The sequence below is a fragment of the Paenibacillus sp. H1-7 genome (assembly GCF_022354825.1).
GTDB lineage: Bacteria > Bacillota > Bacilli > Paenibacillales > NBRC-103111 > Paenibacillus_S.
On record NZ_CP031168.1, the window covers coordinates 1,750,723 to 1,774,793 of the forward strand.

General features: G+C 52.4%; 20 protein-coding genes. 14 read left to right on the forward strand and 6 right to left on the reverse strand.

What is annotated here, in order from left to right; genetic code table 11:
* The first annotated feature begins 59 nt into the window (after positions 1-59).
* Positions 60-1,157, forward strand: coding sequence for an acyltransferase (locus DVH26_RS07985; protein WP_239632998.1), 1,098 nt, complete (start codon positions 60-62; stop codon positions 1,155-1,157).
* Between the two features lie 149 nt (positions 1,158-1,306).
* On the opposite strand, the gene DVH26_RS07990 is transcribed toward DVH26_RS07985, so the two are convergent.
* Entirely contained in the window at positions 1,307-2,524 is a 1,218-nt protein-coding gene (locus DVH26_RS07990) for a S8 family peptidase (protein ID WP_239633000.1), read from the reverse strand.
* Positions 2,525-2,713: 189 nt separating this feature from the next.
* Between DVH26_RS07990 and DVH26_RS07995 the strand changes: the two genes are divergently transcribed.
* The gene (locus DVH26_RS07995; protein WP_239633002.1) at positions 2,714-2,992 is read left to right on the forward strand and encodes a hypothetical protein; all 279 of its coding nucleotides are present in this window, start codon (positions 2,714-2,716) and stop codon (positions 2,990-2,992) included.
* Between the two features lie 54 nt (positions 2,993-3,046).
* Here the strand turns inward: DVH26_RS07995 and DVH26_RS08000 are convergent, their stop codons facing one another.
* Positions 3,047-3,361: a hypothetical protein gene (locus tag DVH26_RS08000; protein ID WP_239633004.1), complete on the reverse strand. Its 315-nt coding sequence runs from the start codon at positions 3,359-3,361 to the stop codon at positions 3,047-3,049.
* Between the two features lie 151 nt (positions 3,362-3,512).
* Between DVH26_RS08000 and DVH26_RS08005 the strand changes: the two genes are divergently transcribed.
* The gene (locus tag DVH26_RS08005) at positions 3,513-4,859 is read left to right on the forward strand and encodes a DRTGG domain-containing protein (RefSeq protein WP_239633006.1); all 1,347 of its coding nucleotides are present in this window, start codon (positions 3,513-3,515) and stop codon (positions 4,857-4,859) included.
* 107 nt (positions 4,860-4,966) lie between these two features.
* Here the strand turns inward: DVH26_RS08005 and DVH26_RS08010 are convergent, their stop codons facing one another.
* From DVH26_RS08010 to DVH26_RS08020, 3 genes are all read right to left on the reverse strand, one after another.
* Positions 4,967-5,254 carry a YtpI family protein gene (locus DVH26_RS08010; RefSeq protein ID WP_239633008.1) on the reverse strand — a complete coding sequence of 96 codons (288 nt, stop codon included), beginning with the start codon at positions 5,252-5,254 and terminating at the stop codon, positions 4,967-4,969.
* A 121-nt stretch (positions 5,255-5,375) separates the two neighbouring features.
* Positions 5,376-5,876 (reverse strand): sporulation membrane protein YtrI, encoded by a 501-nt coding sequence (locus tag DVH26_RS08015; protein ID WP_239633010.1) that lies wholly within the window; start codon positions 5,874-5,876, stop codon positions 5,376-5,378.
* Positions 5,873-6,205 carry a YtrH family sporulation protein gene (locus tag DVH26_RS08020; protein WP_239633012.1) on the reverse strand — a complete coding sequence of 111 codons (333 nt, stop codon included), beginning with the start codon at positions 6,203-6,205 and terminating at the stop codon, positions 5,873-5,875. The genes DVH26_RS08015 and DVH26_RS08020 overlap by 4 nt, the downstream gene beginning before the upstream one ends.
* Positions 6,206-6,330: 125 nt before the next feature.
* Between DVH26_RS08020 and DVH26_RS08025 the strand changes: the two genes are divergently transcribed.
* From DVH26_RS08025 to DVH26_RS08060, 8 genes are all read left to right on the forward strand, one after another.
* Positions 6,331-10,110, forward strand: a complete 3,780-nt coding sequence (locus tag DVH26_RS08025) for a DNA polymerase III subunit alpha (RefSeq protein ID WP_239633014.1) — start codon at positions 6,331-6,333, stop codon at positions 10,108-10,110.
* Between the two features lie 209 nt (positions 10,111-10,319).
* Entirely contained in the window at positions 10,320-10,877 is a 558-nt protein-coding gene (locus DVH26_RS08030; RefSeq protein ID WP_239633016.1) for a phosphatidylglycerophosphatase A family protein, read from the forward strand.
* Positions 10,878-11,099: 222 nt separating this feature from the next.
* Entirely contained in the window at positions 11,100-11,291 is a 192-nt protein-coding gene (locus tag DVH26_RS08035) for a glutamate decarboxylase (RefSeq protein ID WP_239633018.1), read from the forward strand.
* Between the two features lie 48 nt (positions 11,292-11,339).
* Positions 11,340-12,263, forward strand: coding sequence for an acetyl-CoA carboxylase, carboxyltransferase subunit beta (accD, locus tag DVH26_RS08040; RefSeq protein WP_239635311.1), 924 nt, complete (start codon positions 11,340-11,342; stop codon positions 12,261-12,263).
* Positions 12,253-13,233, forward strand: a complete 981-nt coding sequence (gene accA / locus DVH26_RS08045; protein ID WP_239633020.1) for an acetyl-CoA carboxylase carboxyl transferase subunit alpha — start codon at positions 12,253-12,255, stop codon at positions 13,231-13,233. The genes accD and accA overlap by 11 nt, the downstream gene beginning before the upstream one ends.
* Positions 13,226-14,983, forward strand: coding sequence for a pyruvate kinase (gene pyk / locus DVH26_RS08050; protein ID WP_239633023.1), 1,758 nt, complete (start codon positions 13,226-13,228; stop codon positions 14,981-14,983). Before accA ends, pyk begins: the two co-directional genes overlap by 8 nt.
* A 362-nt stretch (positions 14,984-15,345) precedes the next feature.
* Positions 15,346-15,714 (forward strand): acyl-CoA thioesterase, encoded by a 369-nt coding sequence (locus DVH26_RS08055; protein ID WP_239635312.1) that lies wholly within the window; start codon positions 15,346-15,348, stop codon positions 15,712-15,714.
* Between the two features lie 155 nt (positions 15,715-15,869).
* Positions 15,870-17,966 (forward strand): RNA degradosome polyphosphate kinase, encoded by a 2,097-nt coding sequence (locus DVH26_RS08060; protein WP_239633025.1) that lies wholly within the window; start codon positions 15,870-15,872, stop codon positions 17,964-17,966.
* Here the strand turns inward: DVH26_RS08060 and DVH26_RS08065 are convergent.
* Positions 17,929-19,473, reverse strand: coding sequence for a Ppx/GppA phosphatase family protein (locus DVH26_RS08065; RefSeq protein WP_239633028.1), 1,545 nt, complete (start codon positions 19,471-19,473; stop codon positions 17,929-17,931). The genes DVH26_RS08060 and DVH26_RS08065 overlap by 38 nt on opposite strands.
* Positions 19,474-19,857: 384 nt before the next feature.
* On the opposite strand from DVH26_RS08065, the gene citZ reads away from it, so the two are divergent.
* The 3 genes from citZ (at position 19,858) to mdh (ending at position 23,948) form a co-directional block, all read left to right on the forward strand.
* Entirely contained in the window at positions 19,858-20,973 is a 1,116-nt protein-coding gene (gene citZ / locus DVH26_RS08070; protein ID WP_239633031.1) for a citrate synthase, read from the forward strand.
* Positions 20,974-21,131: 158 nt separating this feature from the next.
* Positions 21,132-22,430, forward strand: a complete 1,299-nt coding sequence (gene icd / locus DVH26_RS08075) for an NADP-dependent isocitrate dehydrogenase (RefSeq protein ID WP_239633033.1) — start codon at positions 21,132-21,134, stop codon at positions 22,428-22,430.
* 576 nt (positions 22,431-23,006) lie between these two features.
* Entirely contained in the window at positions 23,007-23,948 is a 942-nt protein-coding gene (gene mdh, locus DVH26_RS08080; RefSeq protein WP_239633035.1) for a malate dehydrogenase, read from the forward strand.
* Positions 23,949-24,071 lie beyond the last annotated feature (123 nt).

The following is a 24,071-nucleotide window of genomic DNA, read 5'->3' on the forward strand; positions in this document are numbered from 1 at the left end:
TAAACAGAGAGCAAGACAAAGAGGTACATAAGCTATATAACGGAAGGATAGGGAATCAGTTGGCTGTTAAAAAAGCAAAATTATTGGAGCTGGATATCGTCAGAGCGTTTGCCATCCTGGCTGTAATGATTATTCACAACAGCTCGGAGGCTACGGTTGAGCTTCCCGGGGGCAGCACCGCGCAACTTATTTACTTGTCTATCAACAAGCTGAGCAACTTCGCCGTTCCCGTATTTATTTTTCTTAGCGGGATGGTGTTGTTTTACCGATATTACGACGACTGGAGCGGGAAGCAAGCGTTTACGTTTTATTTGAAGCGCGTCAAGCAGGTGCTGTTTCCTTATTTGATTTGGTCGTTTTTTTACTACCTGTACAATCAGTGGGTGTTCGATCCGAAAGGGCTGCACGTCAATTGGGCCGAATTCGCCGATTTGCTGCCATGGGCTGATGCCTCGTACCACCTGTACTTTATGATCATTATCGTGCAGTTTTATCTGCTTTTTCCGCTTATGCTGTGGCTGAGCCGCGTTTCGTCGTTGTTCCGGAAATACCTGTTTCTTATCGGCATCGCCGTTCAATTGGGCTTTTACTCCTACAGCCATTGGGTAGAGCCGATCGCGAACACGCCGTCGCTATGCGTCACTTATTTCAGCTTGTTTGCGCTGGGCGGATCTCTCGGCATGAATTATGAAGCGTTCACGGCATGGATCAACAAGCATATCGGCTGGGTGCTGCCGGTCAGCATCCTGCTCGGGTGCAGCTTCATGGGCTTGTTCGTACTCGAACAAACCCAGAAACGAGTGTTCGACAATACGTGGTACGAAATTATTTTCAATTTGTATCCGATGATGGCGGGGATGAGCTTCATCTGGATAGGCAGGCTGCTGCTTAAATTTGCACCTGCCGTGTCCAAAGTACTGCTGTCGCTCGGAGCCGTATCGTACGGCGTATATTTGATGCATCCGGCCATTTTGACCTACTGGCGCACGCGGTTTATTCCCGAGGCCGGCAATTTGCCGCAGTACATCCTGTATACCGTCATCGCGTTTGTGCTGAGTCTCGGCATTCCATGGCTGCTTGTTTACGTGTATGGACAAGTTATGCGCAAGCTGCGGCGGCCGTCGCCTAAGGCCAAGCTTTCCAAGGGGAACGCATAAGGCTTGAAGCCAAGCCGGCACGAATTATGTGCGGACATGCTCCGCGTGAAAAAAAGACGCATTCATCCACGACGATATCGTGGTAAGGAGGCGTCTTTTTCGTATAGGACTTCCCTTCTTCTCAAAAACGGAAGCCAAGCCTTCCTGCATTATTTCAGAAAGCGGACATTCAGCTCGCCCGATCCCTGCGTATTGGCGGGAAGCTTCAGCGAGAACGCGTTGCGCTTCAGCAGCTGCTTGACTTGGGATGGACTCAGCCCGGGGCGCTTTTGCAGCACCTGGGCGACCGTACCTGCCGTGATCGGGGCGGCGAAGCTGGTGCCGGACATGCGGATATAGTTCGCGCCGACCTTGTTCTGCGGCAGCGTCTGGTCCAGGACGGAGCCCGGCACGTTGATGGACACGATATTGCTGCCCGGGGCAAGCAGATCCGGCTTCGTCAAGCCGCCGGCGGCAGGGCCACGGCTCGAATAGGCGGCCACCCGATCGTCCGACTGGCGAACGGATCCCTGGTCGTTCACGGCTCCAACCGTGATGGCGTCGGGACTTGTGCCGGGGGAGGAGATGGTCTCCCGTCCCGGTCCTTCGTTGCCTGCTGCGACAGTGACGACAATGCCGGCTTTGACCGCGGCGTTGATCGCCCTGCACAGCGGATCGTTGGCGCACGGCTCTAGTGCCGGCTTGCCGAGCGAGAGATTGAGCACGCGGATGCCGTACCGCTTGCGGTTGGCGACGCACCATTCGATGCCGCGGATAATTGTGGAATCGTAGCCGGACCCTTCGCTGTCGAGCACCTTGACGCCGATGATTTTGGCCTCGGGCGCCGGCCCTTTATAGGTGCCGCCGCTCGAGAAGCCGTTGCCCGCCGCATCGCCGGCTACATGCGTGCCATGGCCGTTATCGTCATAGGGCTTCGTCCGCCCGTTGACGAAATCCTTGAAGGCCGCGATCCGGTTGGCAGGCCTCGTCAAATCGGCTCTGGGCGCGACGCCCGTATCGAGGATGGCGATGCCGACGCCTTTTCCGGTGGCGCCGCTTTTTTGCGCTTCCGCAGCCCCTACGGCCGGGGTCGCCACATTCAGGTTGGTGCGGTTCCTTCGGTCCAAATAGACTTTGGTCACACGCTTATGAGCGCAAATCGTCTGCAGGGAGGCAGGGGATACGCGCACCGCCCATCCGCCGATCAGCTTGAGGCGCCCTTTGTTCCGGCATTTTCGCCCCAGCTTTTTTTGCAGCTGGTCTGCGCTCTTTTTATGCGTCTTTCCCGTGAATTGCACGATGACCGGCAGGAAGGCTTTGCTTTTCCGCTTACGCCTGCGCAGAACGGCCTGATACAACGACGGAGTCATTTCTCGCCTTTTTTTCAAATCGGGATTCACTCTCCTTCTATCATCACAATATGCGGAGAGCCGTTAATGCTCTATAGCCCGTCTGCCCACATTTTGCCCAATGAATCCGGGAGATTAGGATGAGGCATTTCCTGCCGGGAGGTGATATTTTCGATTTCCGCCTCATACACTGTATCGTACAAGTTGTAAGAGGGAGGGACTCGCGTCATGAAAGGAATGAAACACGTCATTTATTTGGGACTGGCTCTGGCCATGCTGTTTTATGCAGTGCCCAGGCTCGACCTGCACGCGGAATCGATGCTTCAGACCGTGTTCGGTATCGTGTGGATCGTCTTCTCGCTTGTCGTCATTGCGGCTCATCTGCACGAGCTGATCGGGGTGGACGAAGAGTCGAAGCAGGAGATGGCGAAGATCAAGAAGATGAAAAAATGGCAGCTGGAGCAAATGGTGCAGGGCAAGCGGAAGGTGCTTCAGTTCAAAAAATAACGAAAAGAAAAGAGCCGATCCCACGTAAGGGCATTCGGCTCTTTCGTCGATGAATCAGACCAGCAGGGAAATAACCAGCAATTCATACAGCACCAGCGGCAAAATGACATCGTTGTAGTAATTGTTGAACGGGCTGAAAAATCCGCGCACGTGGCCGGGCATCGGTCTCAAGTATACATGGACGGGATCGACATGCACGATATAGCCGTCATAGGTTTGGCCGTGGAGCGTTTGAACGCGTACAGGATGGTTTAAGTATTGATTGCACAGATTCGTAATATGTTCTTTATTGCTGTGCAGAGACTGGATGCTGGAATGATCCATCTGATACAAGGTTTGCAGCCGTACTTCTTCGGGTTGGTTATACACAGAAGGCACCTCCAATTCAATATACAGCATTCTATGCGTTTGCCCAGTTCCTGGTTCTTTGGGAATGGGCTTTTTTTTGTGCGGGGAAGCGATTATAATGAAAGATAATACAGATTGGTACAGAATGTCGAATTGGGGTGTAACAGATTAGATGGATGATACGATTCAGGCGATGCAGGATGCGGCAACCAAGCACGAGCAAATATTGAAACATATCGAGAGCCTCAAGATCGGGACGAAAATATCGGTGCGCAAAATTGCCGAAAAGCTGGAAGTGAGCGAAGGGACGGCTTATCGCGCGATTAAGGAAGCGGACAACCTGGGGCTGGTCAGCACGAAGGAGCGGGTCGGAACCGTCCGTGTGGAAAAAAAGCTGCGCGACAACATCGACAAGCTGACCTTTGCCGAAGTGGTCAACATGGTGGACGGAGAAGTGCTTGGAGGCGTCGGGGGACTCCACAAAACCTTGAACAAATTCGTCATAGGCGCCATGCAGCAGGATGCGATGATGCGGTATATCGATGCGGGCAGCCTGCTGATCGTCGGCAACCGGAGCAAGGCGCATTCGTGTGCGCTGGAGCAAGGGGCAGGCGTGCTTATTACAGGGGGATTCTCTACAAGCGAGGAAGTAAAGAAGCTGGCGGACCAGCTGGAGCTCCCGATCATTTCGAGCAGCTACGACACATTCACCGTGGCGTCCATGATCAATCGGGCTATTTACGACCGGCTGATCAAGAAGAAAATATTGCTGATCGAGGATATCGTTCCGTCGCCGATGCAGGTATACGTGCTGAAAGGGCACCATACGCTGAAGGATTGGCAGCAGCTTCATGAGCGGACGGGTCACGGGCGGTTTCCGGTCGTCGACGAATGGAACCGGGTCATTGGAATGATCACTTCGAAGGATTTGATCGGAGCGGAACCGGAGCAAACGATTGAAAAGCTGATGACCCGCAATCCGTTGACGGGAAGTCCTAATACGTCTGTAGCGTCAGCAGCTCATATGATGGTGTGGGAAGGGATCGATCTGCTTCCGGTTGTCGATGCGAATCGGAAGGTGCTTGCCGTCATCAGCCGCAAAGATGTGCTCAAGGCGATGCAGCATATACAACGGCAGCCGCAGAACGGGCAAACGTTCGAGGATTTGATCTGGTCGGGCTTCAGCGAGGAGCGGACGAAGGAAGGGCAGATCACGTTCCGGGGCACGGTTACCCCGCAGATGATCAACCGGCTCGGCACGCTGTCCGAGGGAGTGCTCACCATTCTTGCCATACAAGCGGCCTATCATGTCGTGCAGGACGTGAAGAACGGAGAGCTCGTGATGGACAACATGTCTTCGTATTTCATCAAGCCGGTGCAAATTGACAGCGAAATCCAAATCGTGCCGAAAATGATCGAGCTGAGCCGCAAGTTCGGTAAAATCGATGTGGAAATTTACCACTCGCAGTCGTTAATCGCCAAGGCCATGCTGACGACCCAATTCATCGACCAGGCTTAATACCGGCCTGTTCGACCGGCGGGCAGCGGGTGCAGCGACACCTCATGGTCTGATGAATTAGGTGTGAAACGCGCTTGCAAGACCCTATGTCGCAAGCACGAGTCTCGCTATTGGCGCGTAAAGTAGCTGTGATTGCGCAAGCCTGCGAACAGGTTGAACATGCCGAGCAGGAAGCAGACGACTCCGAATACGCGACGGGTGTTGGAGTCGGTGAAGAAGAACAGCTGGCTCACCGCGATAATAATCAGCATGATGCCCATGGCGATATTCATTCTCGATGCGTACAGCCCTCTCAGCTTCGGATCCTGGCTTCTGCGGGACTTGAAGCTGTAGAACAGGGAGACGAGAAGAGTGAGAACGATAACCACGGGCAGTATTTTTTGAATCCATTCCATAATAACGGGCACATCCTTTAAACTAGTCGTTCGATCTCATCTAACTTTACCGATTTTCCCATGGAAAAGCAATGAAAGCGAGACGCCTTTTTCTTATAAGGAGCATGCCTCTTTATCAAAATCACATCACCGGTTTCTTGAACACCTCGGCGGTGACCCATACTTTCAGCTCGGTATGGATCAGCAGCATCGTCTTTATGTTAACGACATAATCTTTGTCGAGAATGTTGTGATATGTTTTTTTGGACAGCAGGCGCTGGTATACGTGCGGAGTTTCGGCGAAGGTGGCGATTTTCTGTCCTTTGATCACGCTTAATTCGTTGCGGACACGCTTTTCGAGCTCCTGCATGGTTACCTTATCCAACGGATTCAAGTCGCCGGGCTCGACGACGATATCGATTTGGTTGATCGTGCTCTGCTGGTTTCTCGTTTTTTTGAAATCGTTCAAATCCGTCAGCAGCTGCTCATTCTCTGCCTGAAGCTCCCGATTTTTAATGATGACGGTATTCAAATGATGATGGTACAAGCTCAGGAACAGAGCGCTTCCGATGATGATTCCCGAAATTACCAGTCCCGTCGATTTCAACAGTCCCGTGTAATGCTCAAAGGGTGGAACCTTCAACTCGTGCCGCCTCCTCTGCAGATCCATTGGATTAAGGCGGTGCCGGACTGCGCCCCGATGAAGGCAAAGACGATCAGCAAGATTTGTTTGATCGCAGGAGAAATGAAGCCTCCGGCCAGATTGCTCTCAATGACGCGCAGCGGATCGATCGTGCCGCCTACGGCAGCTACGAGCGCCCAGATTTTGATCTGCTCGGAGATAAGCAGCATTCGCTGTGTAGGCGGTTCCATCATCAGTACGGCGGCAATTCCCCCCAGCATCGTGCCCCCGAGCACGACTCCGAACGCTACGAAAAAATCGAACACACATTTCGTCAAAAAGCTGACCATTCCAGAATGCCTCCTTTTTCCACTGCGTGAACCTTTGACAACCCTACTTGTCTAATCTATGGTACAAGTGTTCGCATTATGATAAAATAAAAAGAAAGTTTTTCGGCAAAGGGAGGCGGCCTTAGGTGAGTGACTTCGTCCACCTGCATGTACATAGCGAATACAGTCTGCTGGACGGCGCGGCGCGCATCGACGATCTGGTTGGACAAGCGGCCGGGCTCGGCATGAAGGCGCTGGCACTGACCGATCATGGCGTCATGTACGGCGCCATACCTTTTTATAAAGCCTGCAAGCAGCACGGCGTCAAGCCGATTATAGGCTGCGAGGTTTACTATACGGCCGGGTCGATCCGAGACAAAGGAACAAGGCAGGAGCAGCCGATCTACCATTTGATCCTGCTTGCCAAGAACGAGACCGGCTACCGCAATTTGATGAAGCTGTGCTCCATCGGGCATTTGCAGGGCTATCATTACAAGCCGCGCATCGACGCGCATCATTTGGCACAGCATGCGGAGGGGCTTATATGCACCAGCTCGTGCCTTGGCAGCGAGGTATCGCAGCATTTGCTGCACGGACGGTACGAGGAGGCCAAGGCGGCGGCAAACCGGTACCGCGACATGTTCGGAGACGATTTCTTCCTGGAGCTTCAGGACCATGGTCTGATGGAGCAAAAGAAAGTGATGCAGAGCATGATCCAGCTGAGCGCCGAGACCGGCATCCCGCTTATCGCAACGAACGACGTTCACTACGTGAGAGAGCAGGACGCTCAGGTTCAAGATATACTGCTGTGCATCGGCACGGGCAAAACCGTCGACGATACGGAGCGGCTGAAATTCCCTTCGACCCAGCTGTATTTGAAAAGCGACGAGGAAATGAAGCGGTTGTTCCTGCATGTTCCGCAGGCTATCAAAAATACGCGGATCGTGGCGGAACGCTGCAATCTGGAGCTCGAATTCGGCCGTTCGATTTTGCCGCAATTTGAGCCGATTCCCGATCATGCGACAGCAGGGAGCTATCTTGCCGAGCTATGCCGGGAGGGGCTTGTGTCGCGGTACTCGCAACTGCCTCAATGGGAGGATGCAAGCTATCGGAGCCGTCTCGACGAGAGACTGGATTACGAGCTTTCCGTCATCGAGCGGATGGGCTACTCCGACTACTTTTTGATCGTGTGGGATTTCATCCGTTTCGCGCATGAGAAGGGCATCGTCACCGGGCCGGGAAGGGGATCGTCGGCGGGAAGCCTTGTCGCCTACGTGCTGCGGATTACGGATGTGGATCCGATCCGGTATCATTTGCTGTTTGAGCGGTTTTTGAATCCGGAGCGGGTATCGATGCCGGATATCGATATTGACTTTAACGACGTGCGGCGCGACGAGGTGATCGATTACGTCGTAGGGAAGTACGGCCATGAACGGGTGGCGCAGATCATAACGTTCGGAACGATGGCGGCCAAAGCGGCCGTACGCGATGTCGGGCGGGTGCTGAACCTGCCGTATAACGAGGTGGACCGCGCGGCCAAAATGATCCCGCATCAGCTCGGGATGACGCTGGCGGAAGCCATCGAGGCGAACCCCGATCTGAAGGCGCTGGCGGCTCGACAGCCCAAAACCGAAGAGCTGCTGCAGCTGGCGATGAAGGTGGAGGGCATGCCGCGCCATGCTTCCACTCACGCTGCGGGGGTAGTCATATCGCGCGAGCCGCTGACGCAGTACGTGCCGCTGCAGGAGGGCAATGAGCAGACGGCGCTTACGCAATACCCGATGGAGCATCTCGAGTCGATAGGCTTGCTGAAGATGGACTTCCTCGGCTTGAGAACGCTGTCCATTATCGAACGGACGCTGCAATGGGTCAAGGAACAGACGGGAGCCGACATCGACTTCCACAAGCTGCCGATGGACGACCCGGCGACTTATGAGCTCCTGAGCAGAGGGGATACCACCGGCGTATTCCAGCTGGAGTCTCCGGGGATGAGGAGAGTGCTCAAGGATCTCAAGCCTAGCGAATTCGAGGATATTATTTCGGTAAACGCGTTGTACCGGCCGGGTCCGATGGAATTTATCCCGCGTTACATTCAAGGCAAGCACGGGCGAATCCAGGTGGAGTATCCGCATCCGGACCTGGAGCCGATACTGCGCGATACGTACGGCATTATCGTCTACCAGGAGCAAATCATGCAGATTGCTTCCAAAATGGCGGGCTTCAGCCTGGGCGAAGCCGACTTGCTCCGGCGCGCCGTCAGCAAGAAGAAGCGCGAAGTATTGGACGAGGAGCGCGCCCATTTCGTCAAGGGCAGCGTGTCGCAGGGCTATACGGAAGCCGATGCGAACAAGGTGTACGATATGATCGTCCGCTTCGCCGATTACGGCTTCCCGCGCGCGCATGCGACGGCTTACGGGGTGCTGGCGTTCCAGACCGCCTACCTGAAGGCGCACTACCCCGTGCAGTTCATGGCGTCGATGCTGACGGCGGTGATGGGCAGCCACAACAAAGTGGCTGAATACGTCGACGAATGCCGCCGGATGGGCATCGCCGTGCTGCCGCCGGACGTGAACGAGAGCGGCGTCATCTTTACGCCTGTGGCGAACAGCGGAGGCGCCGGCTCGAAGGCCGCCGGGCAGCAGGACGCCATCGCCTCCGCTGCGGAGGCGGGCCGCGAAGGCAGCGCAACGGCTTCGGCGGCTGCGTCTGCCACGGCGCCAACGGCTGCGGCCGAGGCCACGACATCCGGCGCGGGCGCGGCGATCCGCTTCGGCCTAGGGGCGGTGAAGAACGTCGGCACGCATGCGATCGATTCGATCATGCAGCAGCGCGGCGGCGAAGCCGGCCCGTACGAGAGCCTGATCGACCTTTGCCGGCGTGTCGACCTGCGCGTGTGCAACAAGCGCGTGCTCGAATCGCTCATCCAGAGCGGGGCGACGGATACGCTGCCGGGCCACCGCGCCCAGCAGCTCGCGATGCTCGAAGCCACGATGGAGGCTGCCGTCAAATGGCGCAAGGAGCGCGACGATCTGCAGCTGCACTTGTTCGGCTTTGTCGAAGAAGTGAACTGGGAGGTCGAATATCCCGATATTCGGCCGTTCACGATGACGCAGCAGCTGGAGCTGGAGAAGGAGCTGCTCGGGCTGTACATTTCCGGCAGCCCGCTTGACGATTACGAGGAAGCGCTCCGTGCGCTGGACCACGATCCGCTGCATTATTTGCCGGAGCTGCCCGATCACAGCGAAGTCATCGTGGCAGGCATGGTAGTGACGAGCAAGACCATCGTCACCAAGAAAGGGCAGCCGATGGCGTTCATGGAGCTGGAGGACCGCGTCGCCAAGGTTGAGGTCGTCCTGTTTCCCGAGGTATGGAAGCAGTTTGCGCCGCTGGTGCAAAAGGGCAAACCGCTGCTCGTGAGAGCCAAGCTGCAGCATGGGGACGAGGACGTGAAGCTGCTGGCGGATCAGGTATTTGCCCTCGGCGATCCGGATCTCGCTAAGAAAGCGGCCCGGCGCCCGGCTGTGAAGGATACGGCGCGCAGCCAGCCTACCGCAGCCGCACAGGGCGGCGGCAAATCGGCGGTGCCGGTCACGGCTGCTGCCGTGCAGAGCGCTCCGAAGGCCGCTTCACCCGTGCAGCAGCGCAGAGAGCCGGCTCCATCCGGCAGCCAGGCGTCTGCAGGGACGAGACAGGCGCGGGAGCAAAGGGTGTACGTCAAAATATCGGCCGATCACGAACAGCCCCACGTGCTTGCGCGCCTCAAGGAGATGCTTCTGGATCACGAAGGTCCGCTCCCGGTCATTCTCTACTACGAGAAAAGCCAGAAGACGCTCCGGCTGAGCGACCAATTCAAAGTGAAGCCTTCTCCGAAGCTGTTTCAAGCAATGGAAGAACTGCTAGGTAAAGAAACCGTAAAAGTGAAATAATCAACGCCTCCTAAGCATACATTTAGTAACCCGGATCGTCTTTGGCATCGAATACGATTTCCCATGATCGTAAGCAACGGCAGCGGCTGCTTCCAAAGACGCCGTTCGTTGTCTTAACAGCTTGTCCTGACACTTACTAGGATGAGTTGGCACGAGTCCAGGGACATTGACTCCGGTTAGTAGATGGATTCCAGAGGAGGCGTTGTTTCATGTCGCATCAGCACATTGTCGAATGGTTGGAAAAACGGGGCGTAACGATCGAACGCATCGCCGATATCGTATGGAAGCTGCAGCTTCCGTACAATCCTCAATTGAAAAAAGAAGCCTGCGTCGACAGCGTGCTGGCCATCCTGAAGAAGCGCGAGGTTCAATATTCGTTATGTACAGGTATCGCACTGGATGAATTGGCTGAGAAAAAGCTGCTTCCCGAGCCGCTTCAATCGATAATGGAGCGGGACGAATCGCTGTATGGCGTCGACGAGACGCTGGCTCTCGGAATCGTTCATGTATACGGTATGATCGGTTTGACCAGCTTCGGCTATTTGGATAAGGAAAAGATCGGCATCATTCGCGAGCTGAACGACAATAAATCCCATATTCACGTATTTCTCGACGATCTCGTGGCAGGGTTGGCTGCGGCTGCGTCTGCCCGAATCGCCCACAAGCATCAGGACCGGCTCGACATGGAAGCGGCGGCATCAAGCGGCACTGACAAACCGGAGCCGGCTGCATCCGGAGATGAAGATGTCCAAGACGCAGCACCCTAACCGTTCGTTTCAGCCAATAATCGCACGAAAAAGCCCGAACATGGCACGGTTATATCTTCTGGTTGTCCGTTATAGCGCGGCGTAATAGGAGAAAGTTCGACCGGATTCGAATCGATCCGGAAGGCGCGCCATACCGCCCGCGAGGACGCTTGCAACCCTTTCTTGCGGGAAAAAGTGAAGATATGATATCATTAGTGCATTATGTTCGGGAGGTCTTTTTTCATGTGGACCGTTATATATATAGCTCCTACTACAAAAATTGCAGACAGAATCAAGCAGAAACTGACGGAAGAGGGCTTTCTTGTTCAGGTACGGGCCATTAACATGACGAAAAATCAATTTGAAATCTTAGTCCCGGAAGGTGAACTGGAAGAAGTTCAAGATGTGTTGAATTCCATACTGCATAGATCTTAAGCTCCGGAAGGACCGCATTTGAACATCAACCGCAAGCGAGGTGTAAACGTGTCATTTATAGATTTGTTTCAGAAGAAGAGAAAATATGCAACAATTCCTAGCGCAAACCGTACAGTTACCCAATCCGGTGACGGCGGAGAAATCATCCCCGAGGATAAGCCGAAGAGAGAAATTCCCGAAGGCTTAATGAATAAATGTCCTCGATGCGCTGCGATTCAGTTTACAAAGGAATTGGACAAAAACTTGAAGGTATGTACCTCCTGCGGGTATCACTTCAAACTTAGCGCGGTCGAACGCATTCAGATGGTGATGGATGAGGGCCGCTTTTTTGAATACGACGCCGAACTGGCTTCGGAGGATCCTTTGGGGTTTCCGGATTACGTAGGGAAATACCGCAAAGCGGTAGATGCCACCGGCATGAACGACGCTGTAATTACAGGCGAAGGAACGATTGGCGGATTTCCGGTCGTTGTAGCCTGCATGAGCTTCGATTTCATGGGCGGATCGCTCGGATCGGTTGTCGGCGAGAAGATTACGAACGCAATCGAGCATGCTATGCAAAAGCAATATCCGCTGATCATCTTTTCGACATCGGGCGGCGCAAGAATGCAGGAGAGTATTCTCAGCTTGATGCAGATGGCCAAGACGAGTGCTGCCGTAGCCCGTTTCAACGAGCAGGGCGGACTCTATATATCCGTAATTACCGATCCGACGTTCGGCGGGGTATCGGCAAGCTTTGCAATGCTTGGTGATTATATTATCGCGGAACCGGGTGCCGCCTTTGGTTTTACAGGTAAACGGGTTATTGAGCAAACGATCCGCCAGAAGCTTCCGGATAATTTCCAGACGGCGGAATTTAACTTAAATCATGGACAAGTAGATATGGTCGTAGTACGCAAAGAGATCAAGAACACGCTGACCCGACTGCTGGATCTGCATGTTGTAAAGGGGGATTTGGCAAATGGCCGGTGAATTGCCCTTTGAACAGCCGCTTCTCGAGCTGAAAGCGAAGATAGAGGAGCTGCGCAAGTTCGGGACGGAGAAACAAATCGATTTTACGGATGAAATCGCAAAGCTGGAGCAGCGCTACGAGCAGCTGGCCGCCGAGCTGTACAGCAATATGACGACGGCGGAGAAAATGCAGCTGGCCCGCCATCCGCAAAGGCCGACGACGCTGGATTACATTCAGCATATTTTTACGGACTTCATGGAGCTGCACGGCGATCGTCACTATGGAGATGATTTGGCGATTGTAGGCGGACTGGCGAGATTGAATGGCATTCCCGTTACAGTTGTAGGCCACCAGAAGGGGAAAGATACGAAGGATAATATCGCCCGCCACTTCGGTATGCCGCATCCGGAAGGATTCCGCAAAGGACTGCGCTTGATGCAGCAGGCCAACAAGTTCAAACGCCCGATCATCACGTTTATCGATACCCCGGGAGCTTATCCGGGCGGTGCGGCGGAAGAGCGGGGACAGAGTGAAGCGATCGCCAGAAACTTGATGGAGATGGCTTCCTTCGGCGTGCCGATCCTTTGCGTGGTTGTCGGCGAAGGCGGCAGCGGCGGCGCATTGGCCCTCGGGGTCGGAAACCGCGTGTTCATGCTGGAAAATGCGATTTATTCCGTTAGTACGCCGGAAGCTGCATCCTCGATTTTGTACAAGGATGCCTCGAAAGCAGGCGAAACGGCGGCCGCTATGAAAATTACGGCGGAGCACATCCATGCCCTCGGCGTCATAGATGAAGTGATTCCGGAGCCGCGCGGCGGAGCCCATCGTGATCTTGCCCGACAGGCAGAGGTCATTAAAGAAACCTTAACGAAACATTTGCAGGAATTGCTTCTTCTCTCAGAGAAGGATTTAATAGAAGATCGCTATAACAAATTCAGAAAAATCGGTAGGTTCACTTACATTCAGGAGGGTAATCACAATCATGCGTAAAACGAAAATTGTATGTACGATCGGACCGGTGAGCGAATCGCTCGACATGTTCAAGAAGCTCATTAATGCCGGGATGAACGTGTGCAGGCTCAATTTCTCCCACGGAGACTTCGAGGAGCATGGCAACCGGATCCGCAACGTGCGTCAAGCATGTGCAGAGCTCGGCAAGAACGTGGCAATTTTGCTCGACACGAAAGGTCCTGAGATCCGTACTGGCAAATTGAAGGACGACCAGAAGGTCGAGTTGGTTCAAGATAACTTTATTACTCTTACAACTGAGGATGTGCTAGGCGACGCCGAGCGTGTACACATTACTTATAAAGATTTGCCGAAGGACGTAAAAATTGGCTCAACGATTTTGATCGACGACGGTTTGATCGGTCTGGAAGTCGTTGACTTGACTAGCAACGAAATCAAATGCCGAATCGTTAACGGCGGTTTGCTGGGCGGAAAGAAAGGCGTTAACGTGCCGGGCGTGAAGATCAACCTGCCGGGCATTACGGAAAAGGACGCTAACGATATTATTTTCGGTATCGAGCAGGGAGTGGACTTCATCGCTGCTTCGTTCGTGCGCAAAGCGAGCGACGTCATTGAAATCCGTGAAATTCTGGAACGTCACAATGCCAACCACATTCAGATTATTTCCAAAATCGAGAACCAGGAAGGCGTAGAGAACCTGGACGAAATTTTGGAAGTGTCCGACGGCCTGATGGTTGCTCGCGGAGACTTGGGCGTAGAAATCCCGGCGGAAGATGTGCCTATCGTGCAAAAAGCGATGATCAAAAAATGTAACCAAGCCGGCAAACCGGTTATTACGGCTACGATGATGCTTGACTCTATGCAGCGCAATCCGCGCCCTACCCGTGCGGAAGCAAGCGACGTGGCGAACGCGATTTTCGACGGAACCGACGCGGTCATGCTGTCCGGCGAAACGGCGGCAGGGAAATACCCTATCGAGTCCGTAATGACGATGGCCAAAATCGCCGAGCGTGCGGAGACGGCTCTTGAGCACCGCGAAATTTTCATCCGTCAAAGCAATGCGCAGCAAAAAACCGTTACGGAAGCAATCAGCCAAGCTGTTGCCAACTCCGCCCTGGATTTGGACGCAAAAGCGATTTTGACGGCTACCGAGAGCGGTTATACGGCGCGTATGGTGTCCAAATACCGTCCGAAAGCGCCTATCATCGCGGTTACGCCTAACGAGCAAGTGCTGCGCCGCCTGTCGCTTGTATGGGGCGTTGTTCCGGTTAAGGGAGAGCACTGCCTAACGACGGACGAGCTGTTCGAGCATGCAGTGGACAGCAGCGTGAAAGCAGGCCATGTCAGCCTTGGTGATACCGTTGTTATTACGGCTGGCGTACCTGTAGGCCGCTCTGGAACGACGAACCTGATCAAGGTGCATCAAATCGGCGAAATGATCGCTAAAGGCCAAGGTATCGGCACGCAGATCGCTACAGGCAAAGTCGTAGCGGCTAATACGGCGGAAGAAGCGAACGCGAAAGCGGTCGAGGGCTGTATCCTTGTTACGGGAACAACGGATAAGGAGTACATGCCTGCCATTCAGAAAGCGGCGGCTCTGATTACCGAAACCGGCGGGATTACTTCTCACGCAGCGGTTGTAGGGATCAGCTTGAGCAAGCCTGTTATCGTTGGCGTCGAGGGCGCATTGACTTTGATCAAGGACGGCGCTGAAGTGTCGATTTATCCGGAAGTGGGCGTTATTTACTCCGGTCGTGCCCGCGTATTGTAATATAAACGGGGCGTGAATGGTTTTTGAATCTTGTAGTTGAAAATGCGAACAGTGAGTAAGGGAATGTACCGGAAAGTTTACGTGCTGCCTTTGAACATGGATTTCCCCCTGAAACTGCTCATTGAAAGAAATCCATGTTCAACAGCAGCTGGAGGTACATCCCTTCTCACGGAAGCCTAGTTTTCAACCATTTCTTTTTGAAACCATACACGCCCCATCCCCCAGAGTGAAGTCGACGTTCCTACATCGGTTTCACTCTTTTTTCATCCTACGGGCAATACTAGAATCAGGAGGGACAACATGTGGCTGCATCATCGTGGTTTGAGCATCAGCTAAGAGTACGTTACCAGGAGACCGACCAAATGGGCGTCGTCTACCATGCCAACTATTTAAACTGGTTTGAAATCGGCCGTACAGAGCTTATACGGTCACTAGGGATGCCTTATCAGAAGATTGAGGAGCTAGGCCTTCTGCTGCCGGTAATCGAGGCGGAGATGAAGTTTAAGCTGCCTGCGAAATATGACGACTTTATCACGATACGGACTCGTATTGAAGATTTTACCCATTTGCGTCTGCAATTCACATCGGAAATTTGGCGCGAAGAGGAGCTGCTCGTCAGCGGCGGCACCCGTCACGTCTGGCTAAACCGGGAGTGGAAGCCCGCGAGAATCGATAGAGCGGCACCGGAACTGTTCGCTCTTCTTCAAAAAGAAACGACGAATAAGGAATAGATACGGCGTCTTTACATAAAATTTACAAAGTTAATAATCTCCGATGACAATGTCGAACTACCATGAAATAAGTAGAATGTAAACGATATGGCGTCTGAAGCAAAAGAAGATTCATTTTCGCATCCGGACGAAATTGATGGAGGTTACGTAACGATATGAAAGAGATGACGCCGAGAGAAAGAGAAGCATCATCGAATTATTTGAATCGCGATTTAAGCTGGATTGAATTTAATTGGCGCGTGCTGGAAGAAGCGCAGGACCCTGAAACGCCGCTGCTCGAAAGAATGAAGTTTCTTTCGATCGTATCGTCCAATCTGGACGAGTTCATGAGTGTCCGCGTGGCGGGCGTGAAGGATCAGATCAAAGCGGGATATATTAAAAAAGATTTTACAGGTTATACCCCTGCAGGCTTATTCAAGCGAATTATGAAGCGTTCGTCAAAAATGGTTGCCGATCAGTATAAAACATTTCGGGATATTTCCCGGCAGCTGACCAAAGAAGGCATTATATTTACAGATTATGAAGATCTGAATCTTACTCAGCGCAAAGCGATGGACGAGTATTATCATGAAATTATTTTTCCGGTATTGACTCCGATGGCGGTCGACCAGAGCCGTCCTTTTCCGCTAGTTCATACCCAGGCGCTATATTTGGCGGTCGTACTGATGAAGGAGGGAGACGATCCCGAGGATGAGCCTTACTTCGCCATCGTCCAGGTTCCGTCGAATTTAGCCCGTTATATTGAGGTACCTGCCCGTACCAACAGTAAAAAGCATGAATACGTGCTGCTGGAGGAGCTGATCGAGCACCACATCCAGACACTGTTCTCCGGGTATATCCCTATCGCCGTTCATGGCTTCAGGCTTACGCGCAATGCCGACCTGACGCTGAACGAAGAAGGAGCGGAGGATTTGCTCGAGGAGATCGAGAAGGAGCTGCGCCGCAGAAGATGGGGCTCTCCGGTTCGTCTTGAAGTGCAGAAGGGGATACATCCGTATGCTCTGGATCAATTGCAGGACGAGTTTGAAATCGTTGACAACATTTTTGAAATCGACGGTCCTTTGGACTTGACCTACTTTATGAAGCTGTCAGGCTCCCTTAAAGGCTACGATTACCTTCGTTACAAGCCTATTGAGCCGAAATATCCTGCCGAGCTTTTGGAGTCCGACGATATGTTCGGTAAGCTGCGGGAGCAGGACGTGCTCGTGTACCACCCTTTTGAATCGTTCGATGCGATAACGGACTTTATATGCAATGCGGCTTATGATCCTCAAGTATTGGCGATCAAAATGACTCTGTACCGTGTCAGCGGCAACTCCCCGTTAATTCTGGCTCTAGCCCGTGCGGCAGAGTCCGGCAAGCAGGTCACGGTAGTCGTAGAGCTCAAAGCCAGGTTCGACGAAGAGCGGAATATCGCTTGGGCGAGAAAGCTGGAGCAGGCCGGATGTCACGTCGTGTACGGATTGGTCGGCTTGAAGACGCATGCCAAGATCACGCTGGTCGTCCGCCAAGAGCCGGATGGATTGCGACGGTATGTGCATGTCGGGACAGGCAATTATAACGATAATACCGCCAAATTGTATACGGATATCGGGCTGTTCACATCGCATTCCGTCATAGGCGAGGACGCCTCCGCCTTGTTCAACGAGGTGACGGGCTATTCGGCTCCGCACAATTGGAAGGCGTTCGGGGTTGCCCCTAACGACATGAAGGATAAGCTGTATGATAAAATCCGACGCGAGGCCGAGCACGCTTTGCAGGGCAAGCCGGCGCGGATTATCGCGAAGTTTAACTCCTTGTCCAATCAGCAAATGGTTGACGAGCTGTACGAAGCCTCCAAGGCCGGAGTCAAAATCGACCTCATCGTCCGCGGCGTCTGCTGCTTGCGTCCCGGTGTGCCGGGCTTAAGCGAGAACATACGGATCCTGAGCATCGTAGACCGTTTTCTGGAGCATTCGCGAATTTTTTATTTCGAGAACGACGGGGATCGGGAAATTTATATTGCCAGCGCGGACTGGATGACGCGGAATTTGACACGCCGCATTGAGCTGATGTGTCCTGTGTTCGATAAGGATATTCAGGAGTCGCTCATCCGCATATTGGAGCTGAGCCTCAACGATAACGTCAAGGCCCGGATTCTCCAATCGAACGGAATGTATCAGCGGGTCTCCAATGAGGAGAAGCCGCTAAGAAGCCAGTTTGAAGCGATGAAGATCAGTTCGTGGAAAACGAGGAAGCATCAAGAAGTGTAAGCTTGAGACCCCATATTTTCTTAAAATCTTTATTCAAGGCGGCGATCTCATTATATTCGATAGAGGGATCGTTTTGCGTTTGTACCGTAATGTCCAGCTCTTTATCCAGTGTGACGGCTGCGCTCCGGACCGGAAGCACCTGTGTTTCCGAGCTATCCATAGCAATGGCGAGCTGAAGCAGGCTGCCCAGCTTTACGATGACATCGATGTCCGTCTCAAGCAAAACATCCTTGAATTGAGCGTACAGCTGCTGAACCCTGCTCTTGGCCTTGTAGGAGGCGATGGCGGCGCACAGCACCGTTTCGCGGTGGGTCAGACCATCCAGCCGGCTGTGGGCAATCATATAGAACGAATGCTTGGAGAATTGGTAGTACGTCATGGAAACGCCGATCCGGTACAATAAAGCCGCGATATGCAGACATAGCCGGACTCTTGCGTCATAGCCGTGAGTCTGCTGCAGGGCATCGAACAACGTCAATGCGCTGGAGGCAACCTGCTCCAAATGAGCCATCGGAGAGCAGGAATGCAGAGCGAGCATATTGCGCGCGCTTCTCTCCGGCATATTCAACCCGATGGCGGAGTTATCCGTTAAATAGGCTTCTTGAAACAGCCCGTCCCGCAGCCCTGCACCGCTAATAACGTAGTGGCTGCAGCCGCTTTCCTTGAACAGAGTATCGAGGATCGTCAAGCCCGGCACGATAATGTCGAAACGGTCTTTGGACAAGCCGTCCACTTTCTTTCTTTTTTCCGCCGGGAGGGAGGGAAGCCAGCTCATCAATTCCGCCATTTCCTCTGCGGACATCGGATAATTGTGCGTGAGAGGCAGAGAATATTTGTGCTTCTTCTGGTTGATCTTGCACAAGCTGCGGATGGTACCGCCAAGGCCGATCATCGGGAGCCCGGGGTGCTCCGTAATCCAGCGCTCGCCGCCAATAGCTTCACGGACCATTTGCCGGATCGACAGCAGCTTCTCTTCGGAGAAATCGCCGTCCGCCGAAAACCGCCGCGTCGTGTTCACCGCACCGAAAGGGAAGGAGACGCTGCGGACGAGCTTACGCTGCCGGAATAAGGAGACCTCGGTGCTGCCGCCGCCGATATCGATCAATATCCCGTCGGGAATATCGAGTGAATGGATCATACCGAGAAAGCCGATGCGGGCTTCGTCTTCCCCAGAGAGCAGCTCTACCCGGATTCCGCTGTATTCCTGCAGCTCGCTTATAATTTGCTGCGAGTTGGCGGCATTGCGGATAGCCGCTGTGGCAGCGGCGCGAATCTCTTCCACCTGGTTAGCGGTGCAGATCCGCTGAAACTGCTTCAGTATAGCAACGATGGACTGGATGTCCTCGCGGCTTAGCGTATTGTCGCTGTTTATTCTTTGACTCAACCGTGCCGATTGCTTAAACTCGCCGATGACTCTATATGCTTGAAGGGAATTGATTTCGTAGATAACAAGTCGAATCGAGTTAGAGCCGATATCGATGATGCCGATTCTGCGGTTGCTTGACATGGTATTCCCCCAGTACTCTTGTGAATTTCAAAAATGTAAATTTCAAATATCATTATTTTACCATCGTTTTGCATAACCGCAAACTTTTCAGTATAATTTAACAGTTCATAACAAACAATTCTTATTATGCTGATAATGAACTTTTATGTCCGAATTTGTTCACTTTGATCGCCAAATCATTTATAGTAGTAATATGAAAATTTTTCATTGCTGGTTCGTCGTGCTCATTCGCACACGTTCGCAATGATCTTTGCATGATCAGACGGCGTTTTGGCTTAAATACAAGTACTGCTGTCGGATTGATGGGTATCCGCATGTTTTTTTCTGAATCATGTTTTATGATATAGTAGTTATATGAACTTGAACGTAAAGGAGAGATTTGCTTTGACTGCAACCAAAGGTTTAGAAGGTATTGTCGCTACGACTTCCTCCATTAGCTCCATTATTGACGGAGTTCTCACTTATCGTGGGATTAACATTGACGATCTGGCTGAAAACGCAACATTTGAAGAGGTTGCCTATTTGCTCTGGTACGGTAAATTGCCTAACCGTTCCGAATTGGCTCAGCTGGTGAACGATCTTAACACCTATGCTCCGGTGCCAAGCCAAGTGATAGATCAAATCAAATTATATCCTAAAGACACCAACTCGATGGCAGCTCTTCGTACGGCCGTGTCCAGTCTGGCGCTGTACGATAGCGAAGCTAACGATATGACACCTGAAGCGAACCTGCGCAAAGCAATCAAATTGCAAGCGCAGCTTCCTACGATTATTGCTGCTTTTGCACGCATCCGCAAAGGCGAAGAGCCGATCGCACCTAAAAGCGATGCTTCCTCCGTTGCTGAAAACTTCCTGTTTATGCTGACCGGCAAACAGCCGGAGAAAGTAGCTATCGAAGCATTGGATAATGCTTTGGTACTTCATGCGGACCACGAGCTGAACGCTTCGACTTTTGCAGCACGCGTTACGGTAGCAACCTTGTCCGATATCTATTCCGGCGTTACTTCCGCTATCGGCGCTTTGAAAGGACCACTTCACGGCGGTGCAAACGAAGCGGTTATGGCAATGCTGGAAGAAATCGGAACTGCCGACAACGCCGAGAGCTACATCAATACCAAGCTTGAGAACAAAGAAAAAATCATGGGCTTCGGACATCGGGTTTACAAAAACGGCGACCCTCGCGCGAAGCACCTGCAAAAAATGTCCCAAGAGCTTGGCAAAATTACCGGCAACATGAACTGGTATAATATGTCCATCAAAATCGAAGAGCTTGTAACCGGTCAAAAAGGTTTGAAGCCTAACGTTGACTTCTACTCCGCTTCCGTGTACACTTCGCTTGAGATTCCGCGCGACTTGTTTACGCCGATTTTTGCTATCAGCCGTACATCCGGATGGACAGCTCATATCCTTGAGCAGTACGAGAACAACCGCTTGATCCGTCCTCGTGCCGAATACACAGGTCAGTCCAACCAAAAATACGTTCCGATTGAAAATCGTTAATCGATTTATCAATAGAGATTGAAGCAACCATCGCAGCGGGTTGTTGCAGCGCAGCACCCCGATCCGTTCCGGGTCGGGACGAGCGCCGCGGCTCCCGTTCAATTTTGTGTGTACTCTTCACATTCTCACTACTATTTTTAAGGAGGCAAACAAAGATCATGGCTCAATTCGAAAACTACGCACTACCAACAGAGGGCGAAAAAATTTCTATCGTTGACGGCAAGCTGAACGTTCCTAACAACCCTATCATCCCTTTCATCGAAGGTGACGGAACGGGTCCTGATATCTGGGCAGCTTCCAAGCGCGTTCTGGACGCAGCGGTAGAAAAAGCATATAAAGGCGAAAAGAAAATCGCTTGGTACGAAGTATTTGCCGGCGAAAAAGCATTCAACAAATACAACAACTGGCTTCCTAGCGACACTTTGACAGCGATCCGCGAATACATCGTTGCTATCAAAGGACCTTTGACAACTCCGGTTGGCGGCGGTATCCGTTCCCTGAACGTTGCTCTGCGCCAAGAGCTTGACTTGTATGTTTGCTCCCGTCCGGTTCGTTATTTCAACGGCGTTCCGTCTCCGGTAAAACGTCCTGAGCTGGTTGACATGGTTATTTTCCGTGAAAACACAGAGGACATCTACGCTGGTATCGAGTGGGAAGCTGGTTCCGCTGAAGTGAAGAAGGTTCTGGAGTTTCTGCAAAATGAAATGGGCGTTAAGAAAATCCGTTTCCCTGAAACTTCCGGTATCGGCGTAAAACCTGTATCCTCCGAAGGATCCAAGCGTTTGATCCGTTCCGCTATCGAATATGCAATCCAACACGGCCGCAAATCCGTTACCTTGGTACATAAAGGTAATATCATGAAGTTCACCGAAGGTGCTTTCAAAAACTGGGGTTACGAGCTGGCTGAGCAAGAGTTCGGCGACAAAACCTTCACATGGGCACAATACGACAAAATCAAAGCGGAGCAAGGTACCGATGCAGCTAACCAAGCTCAAAAAGAAGCTGAAGCCGCTGGCAAAATCATCGTAAAAGATGCTATCGCCGACATCGCTTTGCAACAAGTATTGACTCGTCCTACCGATTTCGACGTTATCGCTACATTGAACCTGAACGGCGACTACTTGTCCGACGCTTTGGCTGCTCAAGTAGGCGGTATCGGTATCGCACCGGGCGCTAACATCAACTACGTAACAGGACATGCTATCTTCGAAGCAACTCACGGTACAGCTCCGAAATATGCAGGCTTGGACGTAGTAAACCCTGGTTCCGTTATTTTGTCCGGCGTTATGATGCTTGAGCACCTGGGTTGGCAAGAAGCGGCTGACCTGATCTACAAAGGTATGGAAACAGCTATCAACAACAAAACTGTTACTTATGACTTCGCACGTTTGATGGAAGGCGCTACGGAAGTTAAATGCTCCGAGTTCGCTAACCAAATCATCAAGCACATGGCTTAATAGAAGCTCCGACCCCCTAGTCCCCCTTGTAAAGGGAGACTAGGGGGTTATGTTTACCCTAGATAATCAACCCCCTAAATCCCCCTTACAAAGGGGGACCCCAGGGGTTACGCCCCCTGGACGAAAGGTTGTCTTAGGAGTTACTGAGTGGCTTCGAAGAGGCGGGGGATATAGGAACGCGTCCGTCACGAGAGCTTGAGCTAACGCCAAGCATCTCGCGACACGCTTCCATATTGGTGTTCTTACGTTTTCCAGAGGCGATAGATATCTGCTTGATCGAGGGAAAGGCTATTGTTTTTTGTGTGTTTCGAAAGGAAATCAGGGATCGAGTTCGGCAAATGATTGTTGTAAAATTTCTTCTTCTCTTCGGACATATTTGGAAGTGTGTTCCAGTCTTGTGTTATAATCAAAGAATACAGGTTCTACAGCGGCCGGAGGGATATCCGTTCGCACGTTAGGTTACACTTTCTACTATGCAACCAGAGCAAGCTTTTACAAATCAGCCACAACTACCAGAATCCCGATAATTCGCGTTAAGACACGCAAACTACTAATTACACTTTCAGGAGGCGTATCATGGGAATCCAACGTAAAAAGATTACCGTTGTCGGCGCCGGCTTCACCGGTGCCACTACCGCTTTGATGCTAGCGCAAAAAGAGCTGGGAGATGTCGTGCTTCTCGATATTCCTCAATTGGAGAACCCTACGAAGGGGAAAGCATTGGACATGATGGAAGCTTCCCCGGTTCAAGGCTTTGACAGCAACATCGTAGGCACTTCGAGCTACGACGATGCGGCTAATTCCGATATCGTCATCATCACAGCCGGTATCGCACGGAAGCCGGGCATGAGCCGTGACGATCTCGTCAACACGAATGCAGGTATTGTGAAATCCGTTTGTGAAAACGTGAAGAAGACGTCCCCGGACTCGATCGTTATCATCTTGAGCAACCCGGTTGACGCAATGACTTACGTTGCTTTCCAAACGTTGGGCTTCCCGAAGAACCGCGTCATCGGCCAATCCGGCGTATTGGATACCGCACGCTATTGCACATTCATCGCGCAGGAGCTGAACGTATCCGTCGAGGACGTTCGCGGCTTCGTGCTCGGCGGACACGGCGACGATATGGTTCCATTGGTTCGTTACTCCAACGTTGGAGGTATTCCTATCGAGAAGCTGATCCCTGCCGATCGGATCGAGGCCATCGTACAGCGTACACGTACAGGCGGCGGCGAAATCGTGAACCTGCTGGGTAACGGCAGCGCGTACTACGCTCCTGCAGCTTCCCTCGTTCAAATGACGGAAGCGATCATTAAAGACAAGAAACGCATCATTCCATCCATCGCCTTGCTTGAAGGAGAGTACGGGTACCAGAATCTGTTCATGGGCGTTCCTACGCTGCTGGGCGGCAACGGGATCGAGAAAATCTTCGAGCTGGAGCTGCTTCCTGAAGAGAAAGCGGCGCTGGACAAATCCGCTGAATCCGTACGCAATGTAATTAAAGTCGTAACAGGCTAACGATTATTGCGCACAAGCAACCATACAACACCAAGCAACCGGTCAAGGCTCAGTCGAGCTCGACCGGTTGTTTTTCTATCCCATAAGAACATGATCATCATCGTAGGACGGATCCAAAAATTT